A 20,438-nucleotide genomic window follows, 5' to 3' on the forward strand; every position below is an offset into this window, starting at 1 on the left:
CCTGATGCAGCAATCGCACGAACCGGCAGCATTGGTCGAAATGGCCGCCTTCGCGGCCATCGCCGAAGCACGCTCCTTCACCAGGGCGGCCGCTCGCATCGGCCGCGACGCGACGATCCTGTCGCGGCGCCTTGCCTCGCTGGAAGAGCGGTTGGGCGTGCGCCTGCTGCACCGGACGACACGAAGCGTGTCGCTGACCGTGGCGGGTTCGGAATTTCTCATCCGGGTCCGCGCCATCCTGGCTGCGGTCGACGAGGCCGAGGCTGTCGCGTCGGCGCATGCCGGCGGCGGGCCGCGCGGCGTGCTGCGGCTGGCGCTGCCCGGCTCGTTCGGGCGCATGTGGATCGGCCCGCTGCTGCCCCAGTTTCTCGCCGAATTTCCCGACGTTCGTATCGAGGCCGAGTTCTCCAACCGCTTCGTCGATCTCGTCGCCGAGAATTTCGATGTCGCCGTGCGTCTCGGCGCGCTGGAGGATTCGCGGCTGGTGGCGCGCAAGGTCGCTACACGCCGGCGGCTGCTGTGCGCCGCGCCGTCCTACCTCGCCCGCCGGGGCACGCCTACTGCGCCGGAGGCGCTGCTGGAACACAGTTGCCTGGGCTTCTCGGGTTTCCAGACCTTTCCGGCCTGGGAGATGACCGACAGTTCGGGCCGTCGCGTCAGTATCGAGGTCTCCGGGCCGCTGGTCACCGATGATGCCGAGGTACTGGTCGAAGCCGCCGTGCAAGGCGTCGGACTGATGATGAGCACGGATTGGCTGGTCGGACGCGAGCTCGCCGACGGCCGTCTGGTGCCAGTGCTGGAGGACTGGACGCTTGCCGACGAGGGCGCCGTCTATGTCGTCATGCCTTCGGCCAAGGGGCAAGCCGCCAAGACACGTGCCTTCGCCGACTGGATCGGCAAACGCTTTGCGCCGGTCCCGCCGTGGCGGAGGTGAGGGTGCTGATCTCCCCCTCGAGGGGGGAGATTATGCGCTCAGCCGCCTCCGCCTCCACCACCCTGCTTGATGAAATGACCGAGCAGATCCATCGGCACCGGAAACACGACCGTCGACGAGCGTTCACCGGCGATGTCATGGAGAGCCTCGAAATAGCGTAGCTGCATGGCCTGCGGTGCTTCGGCCAGCATCTTGCCGGCCTCGACGAGCTTTGCCGCCGCCTGCTGTTCGCCGTCGGCATTGATCACTTTCGCACGCCGCAGCCGTTCCGCCTCGGCCTGCTTGGCGATGGCGCGGACCATGTTCTCGTTGAGGTCGACATGCTTGATCTCGACATCGGAGACCTTGATGCCCCAGGCATCGGTGCGCTGGTCGAGAATCTCCTGGATATCGCTGTTGAGCTTGTCACGTTCGGCCAGCATTTCATCGAGCTCATGCTTGCCGAGCACCGAGCGTAACGTGGTCTGTGCCAGCTGGTTGGTGGCGGTCATGAAGTCTTCAACCTGGATCACCGCCCGCTCGGCGTCGACGATACGAAAATACAGCACTGCGTTGACCTTCACCGAGACGTTGTCGCGCGAGATCACGTCCTGCGGCGGGACGTCCTGGACCACCACTCGCAGGTCGACCTTCACCATCTGCTGCACGAAGGGGATGAGGATGATAAGGCCGGGGCCCTTGACCCCGGTGAAGCGGCCGAGCGTGAAGACCACGCCGCGCTCATATTCCCGCAGGATGCGAATGGCCGCGGATAGGAACATGACCACGACGAGCGCTGCTGCCAGATAGGCCACATAACCGATGATCATTGCCTTGCTCCATCGCTTCTCACATTGCGGCGCCGTATCGTCAGCACAAGATCCCTGACATCGGCCACCTCGACGCTGTCGCCCACTGCAAGCGGTTCGTCGGCTTTTGCCCGCCAGCGCTCGCCCCGGGCGAGCACGTGGCCCTCGCTGCCCTGCCAGTCGAGAACCTTCGCCGGCAGCCCCTGCATGGCCTGTGCGCCAACACGCGGAACGTTCTTGCGGGCCGCCCACAGATAGCTGCCGGTCAGCAGCGCCAGGCCGAGCGTCAGGACGGCGGCGGTGCCGATAACGGCCCACGACATCTCGAAGCCGGGCCCCTCGATCCTGAGCAGCATGGCTGCGCCCAGCAGAAACGCAGCCACGCCTCCCAGCCCAAGGACCACAGTCGGGTTCAAGGCTTCGACGACCAGGAAGATGATGCCAAGCAGCATCAAGGCAAGGCCGGCATAGCTGATCGGCAGGAGATTGAGCGCATAGAGTCCGAGCAGAAGGCAAATCGTGCCGATCACGCCGGGTGCGACCGCGCCCGGGCTCGTGAATTCGAAGACGAGGCCATAGACGCCGACCAGCATCAGGATGACGGCGATGTTCGGGTCCGTGATGACGGCGAGAAGCCGGATGAGCCAGCCTGGTTCGAGCGTTTCGACCGGCAGCCCCTTCGTCGCCAATGCCTCTTTTTTGCCGGCGATCTCGACGGTCCGGCCGTCGGCCAGTTGAAGCAGTTCGGGGGTGTCACGGGCGACGAAGTCGATGACATGCTGCTGCAGCGCCGCGCCGGCCGACAGGCTGGCCGCCTCGCGCACGGCCTTTTCTCCCCATTCGGCATTGCGGCCGCGCAATTCAGCCAGGCTGCGGATCAGGGCAACGGCATCGTTCGTCGCCTTGGCGATCATCGCATCGCCCGCGGGTGCGTTCTTCTTGTCCTTGTCCGCCTCCGGGCCATCGTTCTTGCCGCCGGGAAACGATGGCAGCGGCCCGCCCATCTCGATCGGCGTTGCCGCGCCCAGATTGGTGCCGGGCGCCATCGCCGCCAGATGGGTGGCGTAGAGGATGTAGGTTCCGGCGCTCGCCGCGTGCCCGCCGGCGGGCGCGACATAGCCGATGACGGGAACCGGCGAGGCGAGAATGCCGGCGATCATCTCGCGCATGCTGGTGACCAGCCCGCCGGGCGTGTCCATCTGCAGGATGAGAGCCTGGGCATTTCGGTCCGCGGCCACCGCCAGTGCTTCCTCGAGCTGCCTGGCACTCGCCGGACCGATGGCGCCGTCTATCTCGACGCGCAACACAATTTTCTCCCGGCCGTCCGCCTCTCCGGTTGCTGAAGAGGGACAAACGGCCGCAACAGCCACGAAAGCCGCGGCAAGCAGGACCGCACGCGCGAGTTTCACGCTCAAAGCTCCACATCTAGGAATATGGGCTGGATTTTGCCGAAATCCATGACGCGGCGCGCGGCGGGTGACGCATCGCACGGTCCTGCTGGATGTCGGCCTGCTCAGCGGCGGCTACGGCACCGTAGAAGCTCCGCCAATCGGGCACGTTCCGCGTCTATGAAGATCCCGACGACATGCTGCGCCATGTCGACGAAGTCGGCGGCCGCACATGAAGGCGACCGGCGGGCTGTCGCCGTCATTCGATCACACCTATGTTTTGCGCATTGGAGCCATCTCTGGCGGGCTTCTATTGCGCGGCGTCCTCCTGGATTGTCTGTTCCTGGATTCGGGCGGGTGCCCCGAGACACTGATCGTAGCCGATGGTGCAATTATTCAGACATTCGTTGCGCCCCTGGATGGATTTGACGCTGTTGTAGTCGATCGGCACAGCCTGGCATTTCTTCTGGCACGCCTGGTCCTTCTCGGCGCAATTCGTGCCGTGGCCCTTAGGGTACTTCTTCGTGGTCGCTTCAGCGTTCAATGGCAAGACGGCCAGCAGCGCCAGCAGCGTCGGTATCAGTCGGAGCATACGCATGGATCCTCCCTTGCGCGTTAGACCTCTGCACTTGGAGGCAATGTTAGCGCGCCACTTCCGTTGGCCGCATCACCCGTGCGGGGGATGGATGGCAGCGGGGCCGCCGCTAGCCCAGGCAATTTCCCCGTGATCGGTTCTGATCGTCATCGCTCCGGCCGGCAGCCGATCACAAAACGCGACGACGTTCAGGCAATCATATCGCGCGCTGGGCACGATCAGACCGTCATAATCGAGGAAATGCGCGGCCTCGCCGATGTCTTGCGACCTCGGATATTCGGCGTGCTTTTCCTGATACGAAAGCTGCCCGTAGCGCGCGGTGTCGAGGCCAAGGGTCTGCAAGGCTGCCAGGTCGAGCAGTCTGAGCGTCCGGTCCAAAGCAAGATCGATCTCGAAGAGATTGTATCTGACGCGCGAAGGGATCACTGGCTGCCCCCGCGTCAGGTGGAATCGCATCTCGCTCAAGGCACCTTCGCGCTCTTGCGAGGTGTAGAGCACGTCGAACGTTCCATCGTCCCAACGGCCGCCGGAGCTCGAGCACTGGATCGGGCTGCGGCCCTGGCGCACCACACGCCAAACCGTCCCGGAGTATTCGACCGGAACCATTTCCTCGATAGCATCGATGAGCCGACTGTCTCGTCTCATCCGCCCGGCGATCGCCAATTACAGAAAGACCTCGTTCTCAAGCCGGTCGATGACTTTGAGCACGTCGAGGGCGCGGTCGTCGTGAATGAGATCTATCGCCCTTTCACCGTTCAATTGCGGGTGGCGAGCGTAAAGCCAGGTGCGGATATCGCTTGGCTCGTAGAATTCCTGCAGTCGGCCGACGATATAGTGCAGGTCCGACAGAATGAGCTCGCTGCGCGGCTGGGGCTTGATGTCGCCGGCCTTCCACCTCGAAACCGTGGCCTTGGACACGTCGGTGATGTTTGCAATATCGGTTCCCTTGAGGCCGCCAAACGTACCCAATTCGTCCAGGAACCTGGGGACCGCCCGCAACGCCGTGCTCATGCTTTTCTCTCCGGCTGCCGAGCCACTTCGCGTCGGACCAGCCCTTCAATTGCGCTGTCGCATTTCGGTTTCATAAAAGGAAAATATGAAACAGGAATGTTAATGTCAATCACCCGTTCGGTGCGAAGGCCCTGGAGCCAGCACTTCAGGCCTGAAGCAGCGCCAGCTCTTCGGCGCTCAGATGGCGTGCCTTGCCTTTGGCAAGCTCGCCGAGCTGCAATTGGCCGATCGCCACCCGCACCAGGCGCAGCACCTCGATATCGTGGGTGGCGAGCAGCCGGCGGATGTGGCGGTTGCGGCCCTCGTCGAGCACGATCTCCAGCCAGGCGGTGCTGGTGCCGCTTCCACTCGATCGAAAATCAATCGCCTGAATTGCTACAGCGCCCTGTCGCCGGTAATGCCACGGGACAATTTGTTTTGTATAGTCCTTGATGCCACGTGGCCGACGATGGTTCGATGACTTGGGAAGGGAAGATCATGCGAAGCGGATTGGCGAAATTCGTCGTGGCGGGTTGCGTCGCCGCTCAGGTCGTCCTGCAAGCGGCGCAGCCGGCGTTTGCCGCGCCGTGCGGCTGGACGGCGAAACTGGAGGAAGAGGAGGGCGGCAAAGTGCTGATGGCGTCGGTCTGCGGCGGATCGAATGGCGGCGCCCAGCTGACGCTGGCCTGTTTCGGCAAGCCGACGCTGAGCTATGATTTGGGCGACAGCGGTCCGCAACTGGAACCCGGCATCGCTTCGTTCGCGTTCAAGGCCGGCGGCAAGGCGGTGACCAAGACGCTTCAACTCGAAGAAATGTACAACACCTTCACCGTGGAATTGAGCAGCACCGACCCGCTGTTGGCCCTGCTGCGCTCCAAGGGCGAGGTCACGGTCGCCTCGGGCAAATATGGCGAGAACAGCTTTCCGCTTGCCGGCTCATCCGCCGCCATCGGCAAGGTGCTGGCCCAGTGCGGCAAAGCCAAGGCTCCTTCCGACAATGAAGATTGATGAACCCCTCACATTTCGGTTTGAATCACGCGAGACCATCGCCAGGCTTTGATCGATTTGTTTGTCCCGTCGGTTGGCCAGCTCCCATGCCCGCCTAAGAATCGCTCAAGATTTTTATGCAGAAAATCAAAGCCGCCGGCTGCGATCTGTGGTGTGCTGACGGATGTAATACCGACAGAGATTGATATCCGCCGCGCTGCTTGTTGCGTTACTTGGGCTTCGACTGGCAGCTGGCTGACTGTCGAGTCGCCGCCAGCAGTTCAGGCCTGAAGCAGCGCCTGCTCTTCCGCCCTCAGATGGCGTGCCTTGCCTTTGGCAAGGTCGCCGAGTTGCAGAGATCCGATCGCGATCCGTACCAGGCGCAGCACCTCGATATCGTGGGCGGCGAGCAGCCGGCGGATATGGCGGTTGCGGCCCTCGTCGAGCACGATCTCCAGCCAGGCGGTGCTGGTGCCGCCGCGCAGCAGCTCGATCGAGCGGGCTGTCAGCAATTCGCCGTCGACGGTCGCGCCGGCGCGCAACCGCGCCAGCATGGCCTCGTCGGGCAGCGCACCGATCTGCACGTGATAGGTCTTGGCGACGTGCGAGGCGGGGTCGAGCAGGCGCTGCGCGAAGCGCGTGTCGTTGGTCATCAACAGCAGGCCTTCGCTCGCCTTGTCGAGCCGGCCGACCGGCGAGACGAAAGGCAGGTCGAGGCCTGCCAGGCAGTCGTAGACGGTGCCGCGGTCCTGCGGGTCGTCGCGGGTGGTGACCAGCCCGCGCGGCTTGTTGAGCATCAGATAGACCTTGCGCTCGGCGGCGACGCGGCGGCCGTCGACCTCGATGCGATCGCGGCCTGGATCGACGCGCATCGAGCCGTTGCGCACGATCTTGCCGGCGACCCGCACACGCCCCTCGGCAACCAGAAGCTCGGCCTGCTTGCGCGAGCACAGGCCAAGCTTCGACAGCGCGCGACAGAGGCTGACGCCGGGAGGATTGGCTGCGGGGGCAGGGCGTTGCCGGGCAAGGTTCGGTCGTGGCGACATGGCGTTGTCTGTGGATTCTTGTATACGAGCATCCCACTATAGCCGGCCGCCGGCTATGTCCACGGAAGGGAACTGCATATCGTTTGCGTCGTGCGCAGCGGCTGCGAGGACTTGCATGAAAACAGCCGTTCGCCTTTGCCTGCTGCTCGCCTTCCTGCCGACATCGCCGGCGCATGCCGGCTGGCAGGCGGTCGAGAAGGTCGAGACCTATGCCATCTCAGGGCAATCCGGGCCGGAGCTCTATGCCTCGATCGGCGGGCGCGGGCCGCTGCTCGGCGAGCGCCGCGTCATCGCGCATACCAATTTCAAGCTGACCTGGGTGAGGGACTACCAGCCGCAAGGCGACGCCTGCGTGCTGGTGTCGGCGCGACCGAAGCTGATCATCACCTACACCTTGCCGAAGCCGGCCGCGCGGCTGCCGGGCGCAATCCAGAAGAACTGGGAGGTTTTCGCAGCCGGCCTCGCCGCCCACGAGAAGGTGCACGGCGCCAGCATCGTCGACATGGTGCACAAGATCGAGGCGGCCACCATTGGCCTGACCGTCGCCGATGACCGTGGCTGCAGCAAGATCAGGATCGAAGTGACGAGACGGCTCGCCGGAATCTCGCAGGCACAACGGCAGGCGAGCCGCGATTTCGACCGGGTCGACTTCGGCCCGGGCGGCAAGTTGCGGCAGCTTGTGTTCACGCTGATGACCGGCGGATGACGCTGCAGGGCTGCGGGGGCGGCGCAGGGTACCACCTTTGCGGCCCTCACGCCTGCTCGGTCGGATAGAGCGTCAGGATGTTGACGTTGACCCGTGGCGGCTGGCTCACCGCATACAGGATGGCGGCGGCGATATCCTCGCTTTCCAGCTGCTCCATGTCGTCCAGCCTTTGCTCGACCGCCTGGCGCACATCGGCACGCATATTCTGGGTGAACTCGGTCTTGACGGCGCCAGGCTCGATGCAGGTGACGCGGATGCCATCCTTGCCGATCTCGCGGCGCAGCGATTCCGCCATCGCGCTCACCGCGTGCTTGGTGCCGGAATAGACCACCGAAGGGTGGATGTAACGGCCGGTGCCGGACGAGACCACGACGATGTGGCCGGCGCCTTGCCGCTGCATCGACGGCAGTGCCGCATGGATCGGATAAAGCAGGCCCAGGATGTTGACGTCGACCATCCGGCGGTATTCTTCCGGCGTCGTGTTGCGGAACGGCGCGGCGACGCCGACCCCGGCAACCGCAAGCAGCATGTCGAGCCGGCCGTACTCCTGCTGGACCCGCTCGACCATCGCCGTGGCTTGCGCTTCGTCGGCGACGTCGACGGCAATCGGCAGTGCCGCGCTGCCGGTCTCACGGATCCGCTTCGCCAGATCGTCCAGCCGCTCGGCGCGCCGCGCGGCAATCGCCAGCGTGGCGCCCTCGGCCGCCAGCGCCAGGGCGGTGGCCTCGCCGATGCCGGAGGAGGCGCCAGTCACCAAGGCGATCTTGCCGCTCAGTTTTCCTGTCTGCATGTTTTCTCTCCTGACGCTTTGGACACGCCGTGAAGCTAGGGCGCAGGCTTTCGGGCAACAATGCTGATCGAAAACCGAATCCACCGTTAGGGTTTTGGCCCCAGCAAGCCCACGTCTGCGCACGAACGGGCCTTGACGCGACCGGAGGTGTTGCGTCTTGATATGGGGGCTGCGGGGCTTCGCATGAAAACAGCTGATCGACTACGTCTGCGGGTGGCTTGTTTGCATGCGACGCTTGCATGCACCCCCGCGATCCTCTCGCGACCGACAGGTCTGAGCGCCAGATGAAGGTCCTCGTCGTCCATTGCCATCCCTGCGCCGACAGCTTCAGCGGCGCCGTGCGCGACACGGTGCTGGAGACGCTTGCCGAAAGCAGACACCAGGTCCACCTGCTCGACCTCTATGCGGCCGGCTTCGATCCGGTCATGCGCACGCAGGAATGGCGCGGTTACCACGACAAGGCGGCGAACCTGCAACCGGTGCACGAACATGCGCAGGAGCTGCTCTGGGCGGAGGCGGTCGTCTTCATCTATCCGACCTGGTGGTATGGCCTGCCGGCGATGCTGAAAGGTTGGCTGGAGCGTGTGCTGGTGCCGGGCTTCGCTTTCGAGATGCCGACGGCACGACGCGGCCCGCGGCCCAAATTGCGGCACATACGCCGGGTGATGGCAATGACCACATGTGGCGCCACGCCGCTGATGTCGTGGATCATGGGACAGCCCGGCCGGCGGACCCTGCTGCGCGGCTTCCGCTCCGTCTGCCATCCGCTGTGCCGGACCAAATTCCTGGCGCTCTACCGGATGGACAGCGTCTCGGCCGCCGGACGCCAGGCGCATTTGCAGCGGGTCAGAAAAGCGGTTGCCGGCCTTGGCCGCGCTGATGCGGTCGCCACCATAGTGCCTGGCTGATCAGCCGGGTGGGCCGTCGCCGGCGCGGGCAATCGCTTTGGACGGGCGATTGCGCCAGGTTGGTGTTGGGGACGGCCAGTTATCGAAGTAGGCGCCGCCCCTCTGGCCCTGCCGGGCGTTTCTCCCCGTAAACGGCAGGGCAATCGAATATGGACTTGACGGACCCACCTACCGAACGCTGCAACGCCTGAAACGAAAAACCCGCCTCGGAGGCGGGTCGTTGGGAGCCAATTAGCACCATACCCAAACTAGTAGCATAGCTGCCGGCACAAAGCAAGAACAAAATACGCCGTGGCGATAGAAAATCCGAATTCCTGCTCGTCCGAGGTCGCTGCTCAGAACGATTGCAAACTCGTATTCCTTCGCCCCACTTGGCATCTCCCGTAGGGGCAGGGCAAATCGCATGTGGATTCTTACGAAGAAGGGACCCCCACCCCTAACCCCTCCCCACAAGGGGGAGGGAACGCTGCCGCGTGCCTTTACTTCCCCTTGGCGCCGAAAAGCAGGCAATTTGCCGAGGTCGGCGCCGACGGAAGTCTCCCTCCCCCTTGTGGGGAGGGGTTAGGGGTGGGTCCTTCGTAGAGCGAAAGCGTAGAGCGAAAGCCTCCGCTTTCCATCTGCGATAGCCCTGCCATAAACGGGGAGATAGACCCGGCCGCAACGCTGGCGCCATGCTTGCAACGTTGGCGCTTTGCGAAATTGTCGAAGGCAGCGTCCCTCGCTCCGTCTACAACGACGCCAGCAAGCAGGCATGGGGCGGCGCAAACCCGTGAAGTAAGGGGCTGATTCAACTTTAGGTCTAAAGCGATTGCTCGCCATGGCCTTTGCAGGGTGGCTGCTCGCCGAACCAAAACAGATCGGACAGATGAAGGCCGCGCAATGACCGTCACCATCTACCACAACCCCGATTGCGGCACCTCGCGCAACACGCTGGCCATGATCAGGCAGTCCGGCGAGGAGCCTGAGGTGGTCGAATATCTAAAAAATCCGCCGTCGCGCGAAAAGCTCGTCGAGCTGATCGCAGCGATGGGCATGACGCCGCGCCAATTGCTGCGCGAAAAGGGCACGCCCTATGCCGAACTTGGCCTGGGCGACCCGAAGTGGAGCGACGACGAGATCCTCGATTTCATGCTGGCGCATCCGATCCTGATCAACCGGCCGATCGTGGTGACGCCGCCCGGCACCATGCTCGCCCGACCCTCCGAAGCCGTGCTCGATATCCTGCCCAATCCGGATATCGGCCCGTTCACCAAGGAGGACGGCGAGGTCGTCATCGACGCCAGCGGCAAGCGCGTCGCCTAGATATCGGCCTATTTCGATTTTTGTCGAAATCCGCTTGACGTGCAGCGATTCTGGAAATAGCTTATTTCCATGAGACTCGAAAAAGCAGCCTTGCAACTTGAAGCCCTCGGCAACCCGACGCGGTTGCAGCTCTACCGCACCCTGGTCCGGGCGGGCGATGAGGGGCTTCCGGTCGGGCGCATCCAGGACAGGCTCGGCATCGCCGCCTCGACGCTGTCGCATCACCTCAAGCGGCTGGTCGACACCGGCCTGGTGACGCAGGAGCGGCAGGCGACGACGCTGATCTGCCGGGCCAACTATCCCGCCATGAATGGGCTCATCGGATACCTCGCGGACGAATGCTGCGCCGACGCCACCTGTGCGCCGGCATCGGCGGAAGCGACGGCCAAGACGGCGGCGTGATTTTTTTGGCACCATAATTCGAAATTACCGGAAGGATGGAAGATATGGAAATGATCGAAAAGCTCCCGGTCGCGGTGATCGGCGCCGGGCCGGTCGGTCTGGCGGCAGCGGTCCACCTCATCGCGCAAGGTATTCCTGTCAAAGTCTACGAAGCCGGCAATACGGTTGCATCCAACCTCAGGGATTGGGGCCATGTCCGGGTGTTCACGCCCTGGCGCTATTGCGTCGATCAGGCGGCTAGAAACCTGCTCGAGGCGCATGGCTGGCGGATGCCTGAGCCCGAGGCATTCCCAACCGCGGACGACCTCGTCGCTGATTATCTCGAGCCGCTTGCAAAGCTTCCGCAATTGTCGCCGTCGATCGAAACCGGCGCCCGGGTCGTCGGCATTTCGCGCTGGGGCGCCGACAAGGTGCTGAGCAAGGGACGCGAGAACCGGCCGTTCATGCTGGCGGTCGAGACTGCCGATGGTACAAGACGCGACAGCGCACGTGCCGTCATCGATGCTTCGGGAACCTGGCAGATGCCGAACCCGCTCGGCGCCGGCGGAATTCCTGCAGAAGGCGAGGCCGAATTTGCCGACCGCATCGCCTACGGCATCCCCGATATTCTCGGCCGCGACCGCAGCCTTTATGGTGGGAAGACGACGCTGGTCGCCGGCTCCGGCCATTCGGCCGCCAATGCGGTGCTGGATCTCGCCAGCCTGGCAAATGTGGAGGCCGGCACCGCTTTCATCTGGACAACGCGCGGCACCGACCTGGTGCGCATCTACGGTGGCGGTGATGCCGACCAATTGCCGGCACGCGGCGAACTCGGCGCCGAAGTGCGCGAACTCGCCGAGAGCGGCGGCGTCAGGCTGGTGACGGGCTTTGCGGCTGTTTCGATCCGCGATGCCAACGGCCGGCTGGTCGTCGAAGGCCAGACCAGGGACGGTTTGCAGGCGCTTGGCCCGGTCGACCGCATCATCGCCGCGACCGGACAACGCCCGGATCTGTCGCTGACCCGTGAGCTTCGGCTCGAGCTCGATCCATGGCTGGAAAGCGTCAAGGCACTGGGACCGTTGATCGATCCCAACGAGCATTCGTGCGGCGACGTGCCGCCGCACGGCCACCGTGAGATCAGTCATCCAGAGCAAGGGTTCTATACGGTCGGCATCAAGAGCTATGGCCGCGCGCCGACCTTCCTGCTGCTGACCGGCTATGAGCAGGTCCGCTCGGTCGCGGCGGCGATCGCAGGAGACATGGTGGCGGCCGACAATGTCCAGCTTGTGCTGCCCGAGACCGGCGTCTGCACCGTGCCGCGGATCGGCATTGCCGACAAGGGTTGCTGCGGCGGTCCGGCGCCGGCAGTGGTGGATGCGTGCTGTGTCGCCGACGCCAAGGCGAAGGCGGTCGGCAAAGGCGGCTGTGGCTGCAGCGTCGCGGCATGAGTTTTTCGCCGCCTTCGCCGGCCATCGTGCGCAGCCGCGGCGCGATCATCACCGCGCTTGGCCTGACGCAGATCATGGCGTGGGGGTCTTCCTACTATCTTCCCGCGGTCATCGCGCCGGCAGTCTCCTCCGATACCGGCTGGCCGCTGGCATGGGTTGTCGGCGGCCTGTCTCTCGGCTTGCTCACGGCAGGATTGATCTCTCCGCGCGTCGGCTCGTCGATCGAGCGGCATGGCGGCCGCAACGTTCTGGCGTTCAGCGCCGGATGCATCGGGCTCGGCCAGATCGGGCTGGCTCTTGCCCCTAATCTTGCGGCCTATATCGCGGCCTGGCTGGTCATCGGCCTGGGCATGGGGGCAGGGCTCTACGATGCCGCTTTCGCGACGCTTGGCCGCCACTACGGCCAGGGCGCGCGCTCCGCCATCACCATGCTGACGCTGTTCGGCGGCCTTGCGAGCACCATCTGCTGGCCGATCTCAGCCTTGCTGCTGGGGGAGGTCGGCTGGCGCGGCACCTGCCTGGTTTACGCCGCCTTTCAGCTGGCAATTGCGCTGCCGCTCTATCTGGTGATCCTGCCCCGGGAGCCGCCGCAACCGGCAGTCAAACCGGGAGTGAAGAAGGCGGCACCCATTCTCGACAACCAAGCCGATCCGTCGATCATGATCGTTCTGGCCGCGACCCTGACACTCGCAGCGGTGATCTCGTCGACACTATCGGTGCATCTGCTCACAATCCTGCAAGGCAGCGGCATGGCGCTTGCCGCAGCCGTCGGGCTCGGCGTGCTGGTTGGTCCATCACAGGTGGCGGCGCGCGCGATCGAGATGATGATCGCGCGCTACCACCATCCGATTTTCACCAAGTTTGCCTCGGTTACGTTTGTGGCGATCGGCGTTTCGACGCTCTGGGCCGGCATGCCGATCATCCCGCTGGCGCTCGGTTTCTACGGCGCAGGCATCGGCCTCGAATCCATCGCCCGGGGAACGCTGCCGCTCGCGCTGTTCGGCTCGAATGGCTATGCGAGACTGATGGGCCGCCTCGCCATGCCGAGCCTGATCGCCCAGGCGGCGGCACCCTCGGCCGGCGCATTGCTGCTGGATCGCTTCGGCCCGCACGGGACGTTGGCCGCGCTTTCCGGCCTGGCGCTGGCCAACGTCATCCTCGCATGCGGCTTGGGCTGGCGGATGCTCCGCCGGCGGCAATCGCAGGTTCAAACCCGATAGGATTTCGACCTGCGTTCGGCGCCTTCAACTGGAGAGCGGGAGATCTTCCAAGGGATCGACAAGGAAAGACGCGGCGATCAGATCGTCCGCATCGAGGCGCAGTGAGCCTTTGGCGCCGCCCATAATGGCGGCAACCTTTTGAAACGTCTTGATCTCATGCTCGGTAATCTGGGCACTTTGCATTCTGGATTTGAGGTCAGCGACGCGCAGCCCCAAACTGTGGGACATTCCGATTTTACGGTTCGACATGGTAAGATGCTCCTCCCCGGCCCATGTTTGTTTTGCCACCCGCCCTTATTCGTATTTCCTCCGCCTGCCTAAATATGAGGCATCGCGATACAGCGCCCGAACGCCCGATGCAAGGGAAGGTTCCGGCGCGCAGCGGTCACGAAATAATAATAGGTAGGAAGCACGGCCGATGGTCCGGCCGGAGGTAGGACTTAGGTACGACGCCCCGCCGGACAGAGGGCTCCGGTGGCTTAGCGGCTGGCGAGGACCATGCGGTTGCCTTCGCTGTCGCGAAACTCCGCCACCGTGCGCCCCGGCTGCCACGGCGCCTCATGCGGTTCGGTGACGATCTCGACGCCGTCCTTCTTCAGCGCCGCGATCATTGCCCCGACATTTTCGTCGACCAGCACCAATACGGGCTCCGCTCCGGGAGCGTCGTCGGCGCGCCTGACAAAATGCAGGTTCGTCACGGCATGCGGAAATGCCAGCTCGATCCAGCGCCAGCCGCCATCACCCATCTTCTGGTCGGCCATGACCTGGCAGGCGAGATGCCTGGTGTAGAACGCCTTGGCGCGGTCCTGCTCGAACACCGGAAGCTCGGCAAACTGGATATGCATGATCGTCTCTCCTGCTTGATGGCTGCCGCGCAGCCGCCCACGCGGGAAAGACGATGCGGGCAACCGAAAAGATTCGTCGGCAAGGAGAATCTTTTCAGCGCAGCCGGTCGTCCTTCGTTCATACCAACCAGTCAGGAGACGACGATGGACTACGCGCTCATTCGATACGGTGTGAACCAAGCCGACCTGGCAGATAACCGCGTGCTGGTCGAAAAAGTATTTGAAGCGCTGGGCGAGGCGGCACCGCCGACGATGTGCTATCTTGTGCTCGAGCTGGACGACGGCTCGTTCGTCCACATCGTCGGCCAGGACGGCGATTCGTCGGCGCTGACCGGGCTTGCCGCCTTCAAGGCATTTGCGGAAAACCACGCCCAGCGCCGTTCGACCCCGGCAATGCGATCGCCTGTCAAAGTCATCGGCAACTATCGTATGCTGGCGGATCAGAAAGCCGGGTAGCGCCCGCCATGCCGCTCGCGCAGAAATGGGACGCTACGCCGAAAATGAACAGGGCGACTTTGGAGGTGATGCTCGTCGGGTTGCGGCCAAGGCTGCATCGCTACTGCGCGCGTATGGCCGGCTCGGTGATCGACGGCGAGGACATCGTCCAGGAGGTCCTGATCAAGGCGCTGCAGGCGATCGACGGGGGTGCGATCGTCGAACGTCCCGAGCAATGGCTGTTTCGCATAGCCCACAATGCCGCGCAGGATCATCTGCGGCGGCGCAATCGGGAAAGGTCGCGCATGACCGAGGCCGACATGAGCGTGATCGAGGATCCCTCCGGCAGCGCCGACAGCCGGCTCGCCGCCCAGACCGGCCTGCGCTCCTTCATGCAGCTTTCGGTGCCGCAGCGCAGCGCCGTGATCCTGGTCGACGTGCTCGGGCTCAGCCTGCATGAGACCTGCGAAGTCACCGGCGCGACGCTCGCCGCCACCAAGGCCGCGCTGCATCGCGGGCGGGCGCAGCTCAAGTTGCTGGCGCTGCAGCCCGAACAGGCGCTTGCGCCGAGGCTCGACGCCGATGACGAGCGCCGGCTGCGGCGCTATGTCGACCTGTTCAACGCGCGCGACTTCGACGCGGTCAGGGCACTGATCGCCGAGGACGTGCGGCTCGACGTCGTCAACCGCGTCCGCCTGCGCGGCAAGGCCGAGGTGTCGACCTATTTCGGCAATTATGCCCGTATCAGCGACTGGACATTGTCGCTCGGCTTCGTCGACGACAGGCCGGCGATCCTGATCCGCCACCCGCAAGCGGCCGACGGCGCGGTGCGCGGCTTCATGCTGGTCGAGTGGCGGAACGATCAGGTCATCCAGATCCGCGACTTCCGCTATGCGCCCTGGTGCCTGGTCGACGCGGAGATCAGGGCCGTGGAGGGGTGAGGAGAGCGCTGGAAATGGTGCGAAATGGCGATCAGGCAGCCTCCTGCTGTTTGACCTAAACGCAATTGCCACATGGCAGCACGTTCTTAGAGCGGTTCCGGTTCTCTTAGAACCGGTAACTCGCTCTAACTATCTGTTTTGCCGCATTTATGCGGACGCCACATGACTCCATTTGGCGGCAGAATCCTCTAGCCGATACGCACGCGGCGCGTCACTTGGCCATTGCTTTCCCAGTATGTGTGTTTCTTGGCTATCAAGGGATCGTCCATCGCCGGTTGAATTTGTCCTGTGGTGCTGACCGCGCGCGAGGTCACGGTGTGTTCTCCAGGAGAGGGATTTGCCCAAGCCAGGGACCATATTTTCCAGGCGTGTTCGGCCTCCTCACTGTGGTCAATGGTCGCTGGTGTCCAAGGCCCTTGATCGATTTGCACTTCGACCCGGTCGATCGGCGCCCCCCAGGCTGCCCCAACGATGCGGTAATCTGAATCTTTCCGGGTAACCTTCGCAGGCGCGGACTTTATCAGCGCTCGCCCGACTGACGTCTCGGCCCATACGGTCTCGCCGTTGTGGTCCTCCTCCCGGATGGTGACATAGTCACGGGCCATCAGAAGGCTCATGAACCGCGTATCGCGAACCTCGATGCGCTTTAGCCACTTGACGTTGGCGATCCCGTACCAGCCTGGCGCAATGAGCCGTACCGGGAAGCCATTGGGCGCCGGCAAGGCGGCCCCGTTCATTTCATAGCAGAGGAGATTGTCGGGGTTCATCGCGTCGGCGAGCGACATGCTACGAGCGAAGTTCTGCTGCATCTTGACGTCGCGTATCGGGATCTCGCCTGTGTCGGTACCGAAAAAGACGACCTCGATGCCCTTCTCCAGAACGCCAGCTTCCTCAAGGATCGGGGCGAGCGGCGTCCCTGCCCAGCGAGCATTGCCGATGCCGCCGGTGAAAAAGGGAAACCCGTGGTTGCCCGAGCATTCCACTGTGAAAACGACCTCCTGCCGCGGTCGCGCCCTGATGTCGGCGAGCGTTAACTCGAGGGGCTTCTTGACCAGGCCTCCGATCTCCATCGACCATGTCTTCTCGTCGATCGTTGGTCGGTTGAAATGCGAGATGCTGAAGAACTTGTCGTTTGGCGTTATCCAGCTATCCAAATCCTCCCAGACAAGCTGCTTCTGGATACCCACCGGATCGGGATTTTCGGTCGGCTGATCCAGCCATCGAATAACTTCCTCGTTCGGCCGTGTTGGAAAAGCGTAAGCCCGGCGCGAGGTATAGAGAGCAGCAATTGCGGCAAGAGCCGCGCTTCCTTGAACAAGAAGTTCTCTGCGCTGAAAATCAGGCATGTTGTTTACCTCCCAGTTGATCCGGAACGGGCTGCAACGTGCCTTAGGCCGTAGCCTGATCACGGATAGGCGACACAATGTGAGGTCTGCCCACCCGGAAGTATCCGGGTAGGTCAGATAATCACCGACGCAAGTCAAGCATGTGAAGCGTTGCACGAAACGCCAGCTCGCGTTTCGCATGCTAAGAGTGCGCCTTTGAGAAGGAACTGTCCACAACTTGGACGGGACATGATGATGATTGCAGCATTCCATGCCGATTTCCGGTCCTGCCAAAATCGTTGCTGCTCTGATCGCTGCCGAACGCCCGCTTCTGGGTCATTTCCGGACCTTCGCGGGTTCTCGTCGAACCGGTGTTTCCTGCCGGCCCGTGGGTTGGCCGGGCGGCCGGCATCGCCCTGATTGCCTGGGGCACCGCAACGCTTTTGGTCTGACGACCAGGGCCGCCTCGAATGTCGCATTTGCAGGAGGAGGGCGGGCCCGGGCGGCACATCAGAACCAATCTGCATAACGAGGTGGCCAGCAAGCAGGCCGCCTGGCTCGGGCGCGGCAGATCATTCACACGTGAACCATTCGCCAACCGAGCGGGGACACCCTAATTGGTGGTGACTTGCGTCACCGCCACGCCGGTTATCCTGCCGTTCCCGGCTGTGTAGGTGAGCGTCTGCGTGACCGTGGTGTCCTTCTGGTCGGGAGACGAAGGAGGATAAGAGGCGGCGAAGCCGAAATGGCCGTAACGATCGGGCTTGGCGGCGCCAAATTTCGCGGCCACGTCGCTCAGCGGCGCTCCGACGCCGGGCGTATCGAGTTCAATTGCTGTCAGGCTGGCAGGTGCGCCGGCGCATCCTTCCGGCACCTTGCCTTCCGGGTTCGGCTGCAGGGCGACGGACAGGACACCGTGGTCGGAGCCGCCCATCTCGCCGGAGACGAACCAGAAGATCGACGGCGATCCGCCGGCGTCGGGGCCGGCATAGCAAAGCCAGTGGCGTGAATCTCCGGCGTCGCCTTCATCGTGCATCGCTCCGCCGAAGGCTTTTTCGACATCGGCAAGCGTGGTTTCCTCAAGCTTTATCTCCAGCGGCCCGGCCTTGACCTGCTTGAACAGCGGGCTGGCCACCGGCGAGTTGATATCGCCCAGGGATGGAATCGCCCGGTCCGGGTTGAGCGGCTTGGCCAGCGTCGTTGCATTGGTCACCAGTCCGGCAACGATGAGGGCGAAATATCCGGCGTTCTGTCCCATGCCGATCTCCTGTCGTTCGAAGTGAGGGCGGAAGGATTTGCGAGCGGGTGCTACCCTGTCTGGTTGATACCCAAACCGGTGCACGACGAACTGGTCCCAAGATAAATTCACAACGGCGCAGCCTTCAACGTCATTCCGGCGACTTGGCAACCAAAGTGTAATCGAGGCTCACAGTTCCTTCTCGGCCAGCTCGCGAAATGCGTCGGGAACCGACCGCTGTAGCCCGAGCGCGACCGAGGCGTAGCCCACCGCCTCCCAGCCGAAGCGGTCGCGGATCTTGTCGACGGCGCGGTCCGCGGTCCAGCGCGCCGCGCCCTTGCTGGTGCCGGGGCGGCGGCGGTCGTCGTCGAGCCCGAGCGGCAGTTCCAGTTGCAGGCCGGCATGCTGCTCCAGATGCGATACGGCGATCGCCAGCAGCGAGATTGTCTTTTCGTGCGGATGGTCGATGAGCACCTTGCGCACCAGCGCCTCGGCGATCTCGGCCAGCATGGCGGTTGCCGATATCGGCTGGTCGAGCGTGATCGAGCGCGTCACCGAGCGCAAATCGGCAAAGCGGACGCGAACCGTCACTGTACGGCCGGGCCGGGATTTCGCCCGCAATCTTGTGGCGACCCTGTCGGCCAGATGCAGCAAAGCCGGCACGAAGACCTGCTCCTCGGCCGGTTTTCGGCCAAGCGCCGACTGCGCACCCGCCGAGCGCGCCCGGCGCTGCGTCTCGAGCTTGCGCGGATCGCGGTTCCACGCCAGCGCGTTGAGTTTCTCTCCCGCCGCCGACCCGAGCAGGCGCTCAAGCGCCCCACCATTGGTCTTCGCCAGCTCGCCGATGGTGTTGACGCCGATGCCGGCCAGCCGCTGCCTGGTGACCGGGCCGACGCCCCACATCAGCTCGACCGGCAGGTGGTGCAGGAATTCCAGCTCGTGGCGCGGATCGACCACCACCAGCCCGTCCGGTTTTGCGACCTGTGAGGCGATCTTGGCCAGATGCTTGGTGCGGGCTACGCCGACCGAGATCGGCAGGCCGAGCTCGGCCCGCACGCGGCGGCGGATCTTGCCGGCGATCTCGGCCGGCGAGCCGAACAAATGGGTGCAGCCGGCGACGTCGGCAAAGGCCTCGTCGATCGAAATCCGCTCGACCACCGGCGTGAAATCGCCGAGCACCTTGATTGCCGCATCGCCCAGCCGCTGATAGTCCTTGAAATGGCCGCCGACGAAGACGAGTTGCGGGCAGAGTTCCCGCGCCCGCCGTCCCGGCATACCGCCGCGCACGCCGAACGCCTTGGCTTCATAGGATGCGGCCAGCACCACGCCGCCGCCGACGGCAATCGGCTTGCCGCGCAAGGCCGGGTCGAGCAACTGTTCGACCGAGGCATAGAAGGCATCCAGATCCGCGTGGAGGATGTTGGCTTCCATCCGGCCCGTTCGCCCGCGGCGGTTCGAACGCCGCATTGTCTCGAGTTGTGATGAGAACATAGAGAGAACATTTTGGGTGGATTGTCAAGCAGCGCGGAGGCGGCCGCAGATGACGAGCGCGCGGCAAATGTTCAGCCGCGCAGCCGATCGCGGGCCTGCATCAGCGCGAATCCCAACAGGTTCTCGCCGCGCCACAGCAGCGGGTTCACCGCCCTCTCGTCATCCGCCGCAAGGCCGATACCCCACACCCGGTCGACAGGGCTCGCCTCGACCAGCACCCGGTCATGCGTCGACAACAGATATTCGCGCAGCGCCGCGTTCTGACGGAACTTCTGAAAGCTCCCTTCAGTCACGATGCGATATTTGTCTGCATCCCATTTGGTGCCATCGAAGCCGCTCACCTGGCGGCCAAGCTGCTTTGCCTGCTTGGGGCTCGCCGCCCTGAGGATTTGTGTTGCCGTCGGAGCATCACCGAACAGTCGTGCCTTCTCGGCCATCATCCAGTGTTCGGCAGTCGGATAGCTCAGGCCATCGACGGTAAAAGGCGCATGCCACCACTGGCTGAAGCACGACGTGCTTATTCGGCCGTCCTTAGACGGCTGATGGCCCCAGAAGAACAGGAACTTCTGCCGGGGCTTTGCGCGAAAGGTTTTCTCAAGCCAGGTTCGGTCGTAAATCATGGGCGGATGGAGCAGGGCGAAAGGCCGGCTTGTCAATGCTCCATCCAGAGTGGGTAGCGAA

Annotated in this window: 23 protein-coding genes and 2 pseudogenes; 11 read left to right on the plus strand and 14 right to left on the minus strand. The window is 63.8% G+C overall.

Going from position 1 to position 20,438, the window contains the following annotated elements; all coding sequences use genetic code 11:
* Positions 1-4 precede the first annotated feature (4 nt).
* Complete coding sequence (locus tag NKH93_RS07915; RefSeq protein ID WP_352920272.1) at positions 5-934, plus strand: LysR family transcriptional regulator; 930 nt, start codon at positions 5-7, stop codon at positions 932-934.
* Between the two features lie 38 nt (positions 935-972).
* Here the strand turns inward: NKH93_RS07915 and NKH93_RS07920 are convergent, their stop codons facing one another.
* On the minus strand, positions 973-1,743 hold the full coding sequence (locus tag NKH93_RS07920; RefSeq protein WP_023680344.1) for a slipin family protein: 771 nt from the start codon (positions 1,741-1,743) through the stop codon (positions 973-975).
* Positions 1,740-3,131, minus strand: a complete 1,392-nt coding sequence (locus NKH93_RS07925; protein ID WP_352920269.1) for an NfeD family protein — start codon at positions 3,129-3,131, stop codon at positions 1,740-1,742. Before NKH93_RS07925 ends, NKH93_RS07920 begins: the two co-directional genes overlap by 4 nt.
* Positions 3,132-3,219: 88 nt before the next feature.
* Between NKH93_RS07925 and NKH93_RS07930 the strand changes: the two are divergent.
* Positions 3,220-3,346 (plus strand): annotated as a pseudogene (locus NKH93_RS07930) (HAD family hydrolase); the annotation flags it as partial.
* A 74-nt stretch (positions 3,347-3,420) separates the two neighbouring features.
* Here NKH93_RS07930 and NKH93_RS07935 read toward each other — a convergent pair.
* The 4 genes and pseudogenes from NKH93_RS07935 to NKH93_RS07950 form a co-directional block, all read right to left on the minus strand.
* A complete protein-coding gene (locus tag NKH93_RS07935) occupies positions 3,421-3,708 on the minus strand; it encodes a hypothetical protein (RefSeq protein ID WP_352472174.1) in 288 nt (95 codons plus the stop codon).
* 69 nt (positions 3,709-3,777) lie between these two features.
* A complete protein-coding gene (locus NKH93_RS07940; protein WP_352579470.1) occupies positions 3,778-4,368 on the minus strand; it encodes an RES family NAD+ phosphorylase in 591 nt (196 codons plus the stop codon).
* Positions 4,369-4,716: an antitoxin Xre/MbcA/ParS toxin-binding domain-containing protein gene (locus NKH93_RS07945; protein ID WP_023680350.1), complete on the minus strand. Its 348-nt coding sequence runs from the start codon at positions 4,714-4,716 to the stop codon at positions 4,369-4,371.
* Between the two features lie 145 nt (positions 4,717-4,861).
* Positions 4,862-5,059: pseudogene (locus NKH93_RS07950) on the minus strand (pseudouridine synthase); the annotation flags it as partial.
* A 134-nt stretch (positions 5,060-5,193) separates the two neighbouring features.
* On the opposite strand from NKH93_RS07950, the gene NKH93_RS07955 reads away from it, so the two are divergent.
* Positions 5,194-5,703 carry a hypothetical protein gene (locus tag NKH93_RS07955; RefSeq protein WP_352920266.1) on the plus strand — a complete coding sequence of 170 codons (510 nt, stop codon included), beginning with the start codon at positions 5,194-5,196 and terminating at the stop codon, positions 5,701-5,703.
* A gap of 260 nt (positions 5,704-5,963) precedes the next feature.
* Here NKH93_RS07955 and NKH93_RS07960 read toward each other — a convergent pair whose 3' ends face one another.
* Positions 5,964-6,728 carry a pseudouridine synthase gene (locus NKH93_RS07960; RefSeq protein WP_352920263.1) on the minus strand — a complete coding sequence of 255 codons (765 nt, stop codon included), beginning with the start codon at positions 6,726-6,728 and terminating at the stop codon, positions 5,964-5,966.
* A 115-nt stretch (positions 6,729-6,843) separates the two neighbouring features.
* On the opposite strand from NKH93_RS07960, the gene NKH93_RS07965 reads away from it, so the two are divergent.
* Positions 6,844-7,434 (plus strand): DUF922 domain-containing Zn-dependent protease, encoded by a 591-nt coding sequence (locus NKH93_RS07965; RefSeq protein WP_352834109.1) that lies wholly within the window; start codon positions 6,844-6,846, stop codon positions 7,432-7,434.
* A gap of 46 nt (positions 7,435-7,480) precedes the next feature.
* Here NKH93_RS07965 and NKH93_RS07970 read toward each other — a convergent pair whose 3' ends face one another.
* The gene (locus NKH93_RS07970) at positions 7,481-8,224 is read right to left on the minus strand and encodes an SDR family oxidoreductase (protein WP_352834112.1); all 744 of its coding nucleotides are present in this window, start codon (positions 8,222-8,224) and stop codon (positions 7,481-7,483) included.
* 284 nt (positions 8,225-8,508) lie between these two features.
* Here NKH93_RS07970 and NKH93_RS07975 point away from each other — a divergent pair, with 284 nt between their 5' ends.
* The 5 genes from NKH93_RS07975 (at position 8,509) to NKH93_RS07995 (ending at position 13,483) form a co-directional block, all read left to right on the plus strand.
* Positions 8,509-9,132 carry an NAD(P)H-dependent oxidoreductase gene (locus tag NKH93_RS07975; protein ID WP_352920260.1) on the plus strand — a complete coding sequence of 208 codons (624 nt, stop codon included), beginning with the start codon at positions 8,509-8,511 and terminating at the stop codon, positions 9,130-9,132.
* Positions 9,133-10,011: 879 nt separating this feature from the next.
* On the plus strand, positions 10,012-10,434 hold the full coding sequence (gene arsC / locus NKH93_RS07980) for an arsenate reductase (glutaredoxin) (protein WP_352969794.1): 423 nt from the start codon (positions 10,012-10,014) through the stop codon (positions 10,432-10,434).
* A 69-nt stretch (positions 10,435-10,503) separates the two neighbouring features.
* Positions 10,504-10,836: an ArsR/SmtB family transcription factor gene (locus NKH93_RS07985; protein ID WP_352920255.1), complete on the plus strand. Its 333-nt coding sequence runs from the start codon at positions 10,504-10,506 to the stop codon at positions 10,834-10,836.
* 50 nt (positions 10,837-10,886) lie between these two features.
* Entirely contained in the window at positions 10,887-12,263 is a 1,377-nt protein-coding gene (locus tag NKH93_RS07990; RefSeq protein ID WP_352920252.1) for an FAD-dependent oxidoreductase, read from the plus strand.
* Positions 12,260-13,483 (plus strand): MFS transporter, encoded by a 1,224-nt coding sequence (locus NKH93_RS07995; RefSeq protein WP_352920249.1) that lies wholly within the window; start codon positions 12,260-12,262, stop codon positions 13,481-13,483. The genes NKH93_RS07990 and NKH93_RS07995 overlap by 4 nt, the downstream gene beginning before the upstream one ends.
* Positions 13,484-13,507: 24 nt before the next feature.
* On the opposite strand, the gene NKH93_RS08000 is transcribed toward NKH93_RS07995, so the two are convergent.
* Positions 13,508-13,732, minus strand: coding sequence for a hypothetical protein (locus NKH93_RS08000; RefSeq protein WP_031213090.1), 225 nt, complete (start codon positions 13,730-13,732; stop codon positions 13,508-13,510).
* Between the two features lie 230 nt (positions 13,733-13,962).
* Complete coding sequence (locus NKH93_RS08005) at positions 13,963-14,328, minus strand: VOC family protein (protein WP_352472157.1); 366 nt, start codon at positions 14,326-14,328, stop codon at positions 13,963-13,965.
* Positions 14,329-14,472: 144 nt separating this feature from the next.
* On the opposite strand from NKH93_RS08005, the gene NKH93_RS08010 reads away from it, so the two are divergent.
* On the plus strand, positions 14,473-14,784 hold the full coding sequence (locus NKH93_RS08010; RefSeq protein ID WP_352472155.1) for a hypothetical protein: 312 nt from the start codon (positions 14,473-14,475) through the stop codon (positions 14,782-14,784).
* A gap of 44 nt (positions 14,785-14,828) precedes the next feature.
* The gene (locus NKH93_RS08015; RefSeq protein WP_352920246.1) at positions 14,829-15,704 is read left to right on the plus strand and encodes a sigma-70 family RNA polymerase sigma factor; all 876 of its coding nucleotides are present in this window, start codon (positions 14,829-14,831) and stop codon (positions 15,702-15,704) included.
* Positions 15,705-15,892: 188 nt separating this feature from the next.
* Here the strand turns inward: NKH93_RS08015 and NKH93_RS08020 are convergent, their stop codons facing one another.
* The 4 genes from NKH93_RS08020 to ybiA form a co-directional block, all read right to left on the minus strand.
* Positions 15,893-17,050 (minus strand): sulfite oxidase, encoded by a 1,158-nt coding sequence (locus NKH93_RS08020; RefSeq protein ID WP_352472151.1) that lies wholly within the window; start codon positions 17,048-17,050, stop codon positions 15,893-15,895.
* Between the two features lie 592 nt (positions 17,051-17,642).
* Positions 17,643-18,287: a hypothetical protein gene (locus tag NKH93_RS08025; protein ID WP_352770568.1), complete on the minus strand. Its 645-nt coding sequence runs from the start codon at positions 18,285-18,287 to the stop codon at positions 17,643-17,645.
* 168 nt (positions 18,288-18,455) lie between these two features.
* Entirely contained in the window at positions 18,456-19,697 is a 1,242-nt protein-coding gene (dinB, locus tag NKH93_RS08030) for a DNA polymerase IV (RefSeq protein WP_352969798.1), read from the minus strand.
* Between the two features lie 131 nt (positions 19,698-19,828).
* A complete protein-coding gene (gene ybiA, locus NKH93_RS08035; protein WP_352834135.1) occupies positions 19,829-20,377 on the minus strand; it encodes a riboflavin biosynthesis intermediates N-glycosidase in 549 nt (182 codons plus the stop codon).
* Positions 20,378-20,438: the final 61 nt, after the last annotated feature.

The organism is Mesorhizobium sp. M0954 (assembly GCF_040319155.1).
Taxonomy (GTDB): Bacteria; Pseudomonadota; Alphaproteobacteria; order Rhizobiales; family Rhizobiaceae; genus Mesorhizobium.

What these genes read in the sequence shown, in the direction of transcription:
- NKH93_RS07955 (WP_352920266.1), top strand. Translation starts at nt 5,194, where the DNA reads ATGCGAAGCGGATTGGCGAAATTCGTCGTGGCGGGTTGCGTCGCCGCT.
- NKH93_RS07945 (WP_023680350.1), bottom strand. Translation starts at nt 4,716, where the DNA reads ATGAGCACGGCGTTGCGGGCGGTCCCCAGGTTCCTGGACGAATTGGGT.
- NKH93_RS08000 (WP_031213090.1), bottom strand. Translation starts at nt 13,732, where the DNA reads ATGTCGAACCGTAAAATCGGAATGTCCCACAGTTTGGGGCTGCGCGTC.
- NKH93_RS07960 (WP_352920263.1), bottom strand. Translation starts at nt 6,728, where the DNA reads ATGTCGCCACGACCGAACCTTGCCCGGCAACGCCCTGCCCCCGCAGCC.
- NKH93_RS07915 (WP_352920272.1), top strand. Translation starts at nt 5, where the DNA reads ATGCAGCAATCGCACGAACCGGCAGCATTGGTCGAAATGGCCGCCTTC.
- dinB (WP_352969798.1), bottom strand. Translation starts at nt 19,697, where the DNA reads ATGGAAGCCAACATCCTCCACGCGGATCTGGATGCCTTCTATGCCTCG.
- NKH93_RS07965 (WP_352834109.1), top strand. Translation starts at nt 6,844, where the DNA reads ATGAAAACAGCCGTTCGCCTTTGCCTGCTGCTCGCCTTCCTGCCGACA.
- ybiA (WP_352834135.1), bottom strand. Translation starts at nt 20,377, where the DNA reads ATGATTTACGACCGAACCTGGCTTGAGAAAACCTTTCGCGCAAAGCCC.
- NKH93_RS08020 (WP_352472151.1), bottom strand. Translation starts at nt 17,050, where the DNA reads ATGCCTGATTTTCAGCGCAGAGAACTTCTTGTTCAAGGAAGCGCGGCT.
- NKH93_RS07970 (WP_352834112.1), bottom strand. Translation starts at nt 8,224, where the DNA reads ATGCAGACAGGAAAACTGAGCGGCAAGATCGCCTTGGTGACTGGCGCC.
- NKH93_RS07995 (WP_352920249.1), top strand. Translation starts at nt 12,260, where the DNA reads ATGAGTTTTTCGCCGCCTTCGCCGGCCATCGTGCGCAGCCGCGGCGCG.
- NKH93_RS08025 (WP_352770568.1), bottom strand. Translation starts at nt 18,287, where the DNA reads ATGGGACAGAACGCCGGATATTTCGCCCTCATCGTTGCCGGACTGGTG.
- NKH93_RS07935 (WP_352472174.1), bottom strand. Translation starts at nt 3,708, where the DNA reads ATGCGTATGCTCCGACTGATACCGACGCTGCTGGCGCTGCTGGCCGTC.
- NKH93_RS07990 (WP_352920252.1), top strand. Translation starts at nt 10,887, where the DNA reads ATGATCGAAAAGCTCCCGGTCGCGGTGATCGGCGCCGGGCCGGTCGGT.
- NKH93_RS07985 (WP_352920255.1), top strand. Translation starts at nt 10,504, where the DNA reads ATGAGACTCGAAAAAGCAGCCTTGCAACTTGAAGCCCTCGGCAACCCG.
- NKH93_RS07920 (WP_023680344.1), bottom strand. Translation starts at nt 1,743, where the DNA reads ATGATCATCGGTTATGTGGCCTATCTGGCAGCAGCGCTCGTCGTGGTC.
- NKH93_RS08010 (WP_352472155.1), top strand. Translation starts at nt 14,473, where the DNA reads ATGGACTACGCGCTCATTCGATACGGTGTGAACCAAGCCGACCTGGCA.
- arsC (WP_352969794.1), top strand. Translation starts at nt 10,012, where the DNA reads ATGACCGTCACCATCTACCACAACCCCGATTGCGGCACCTCGCGCAAC.
- NKH93_RS08005 (WP_352472157.1), bottom strand. Translation starts at nt 14,328, where the DNA reads ATGCATATCCAGTTTGCCGAGCTTCCGGTGTTCGAGCAGGACCGCGCC.
- NKH93_RS08015 (WP_352920246.1), top strand. Translation starts at nt 14,829, where the DNA reads ATGAACAGGGCGACTTTGGAGGTGATGCTCGTCGGGTTGCGGCCAAGG.
- NKH93_RS07975 (WP_352920260.1), top strand. Translation starts at nt 8,509, where the DNA reads ATGAAGGTCCTCGTCGTCCATTGCCATCCCTGCGCCGACAGCTTCAGC.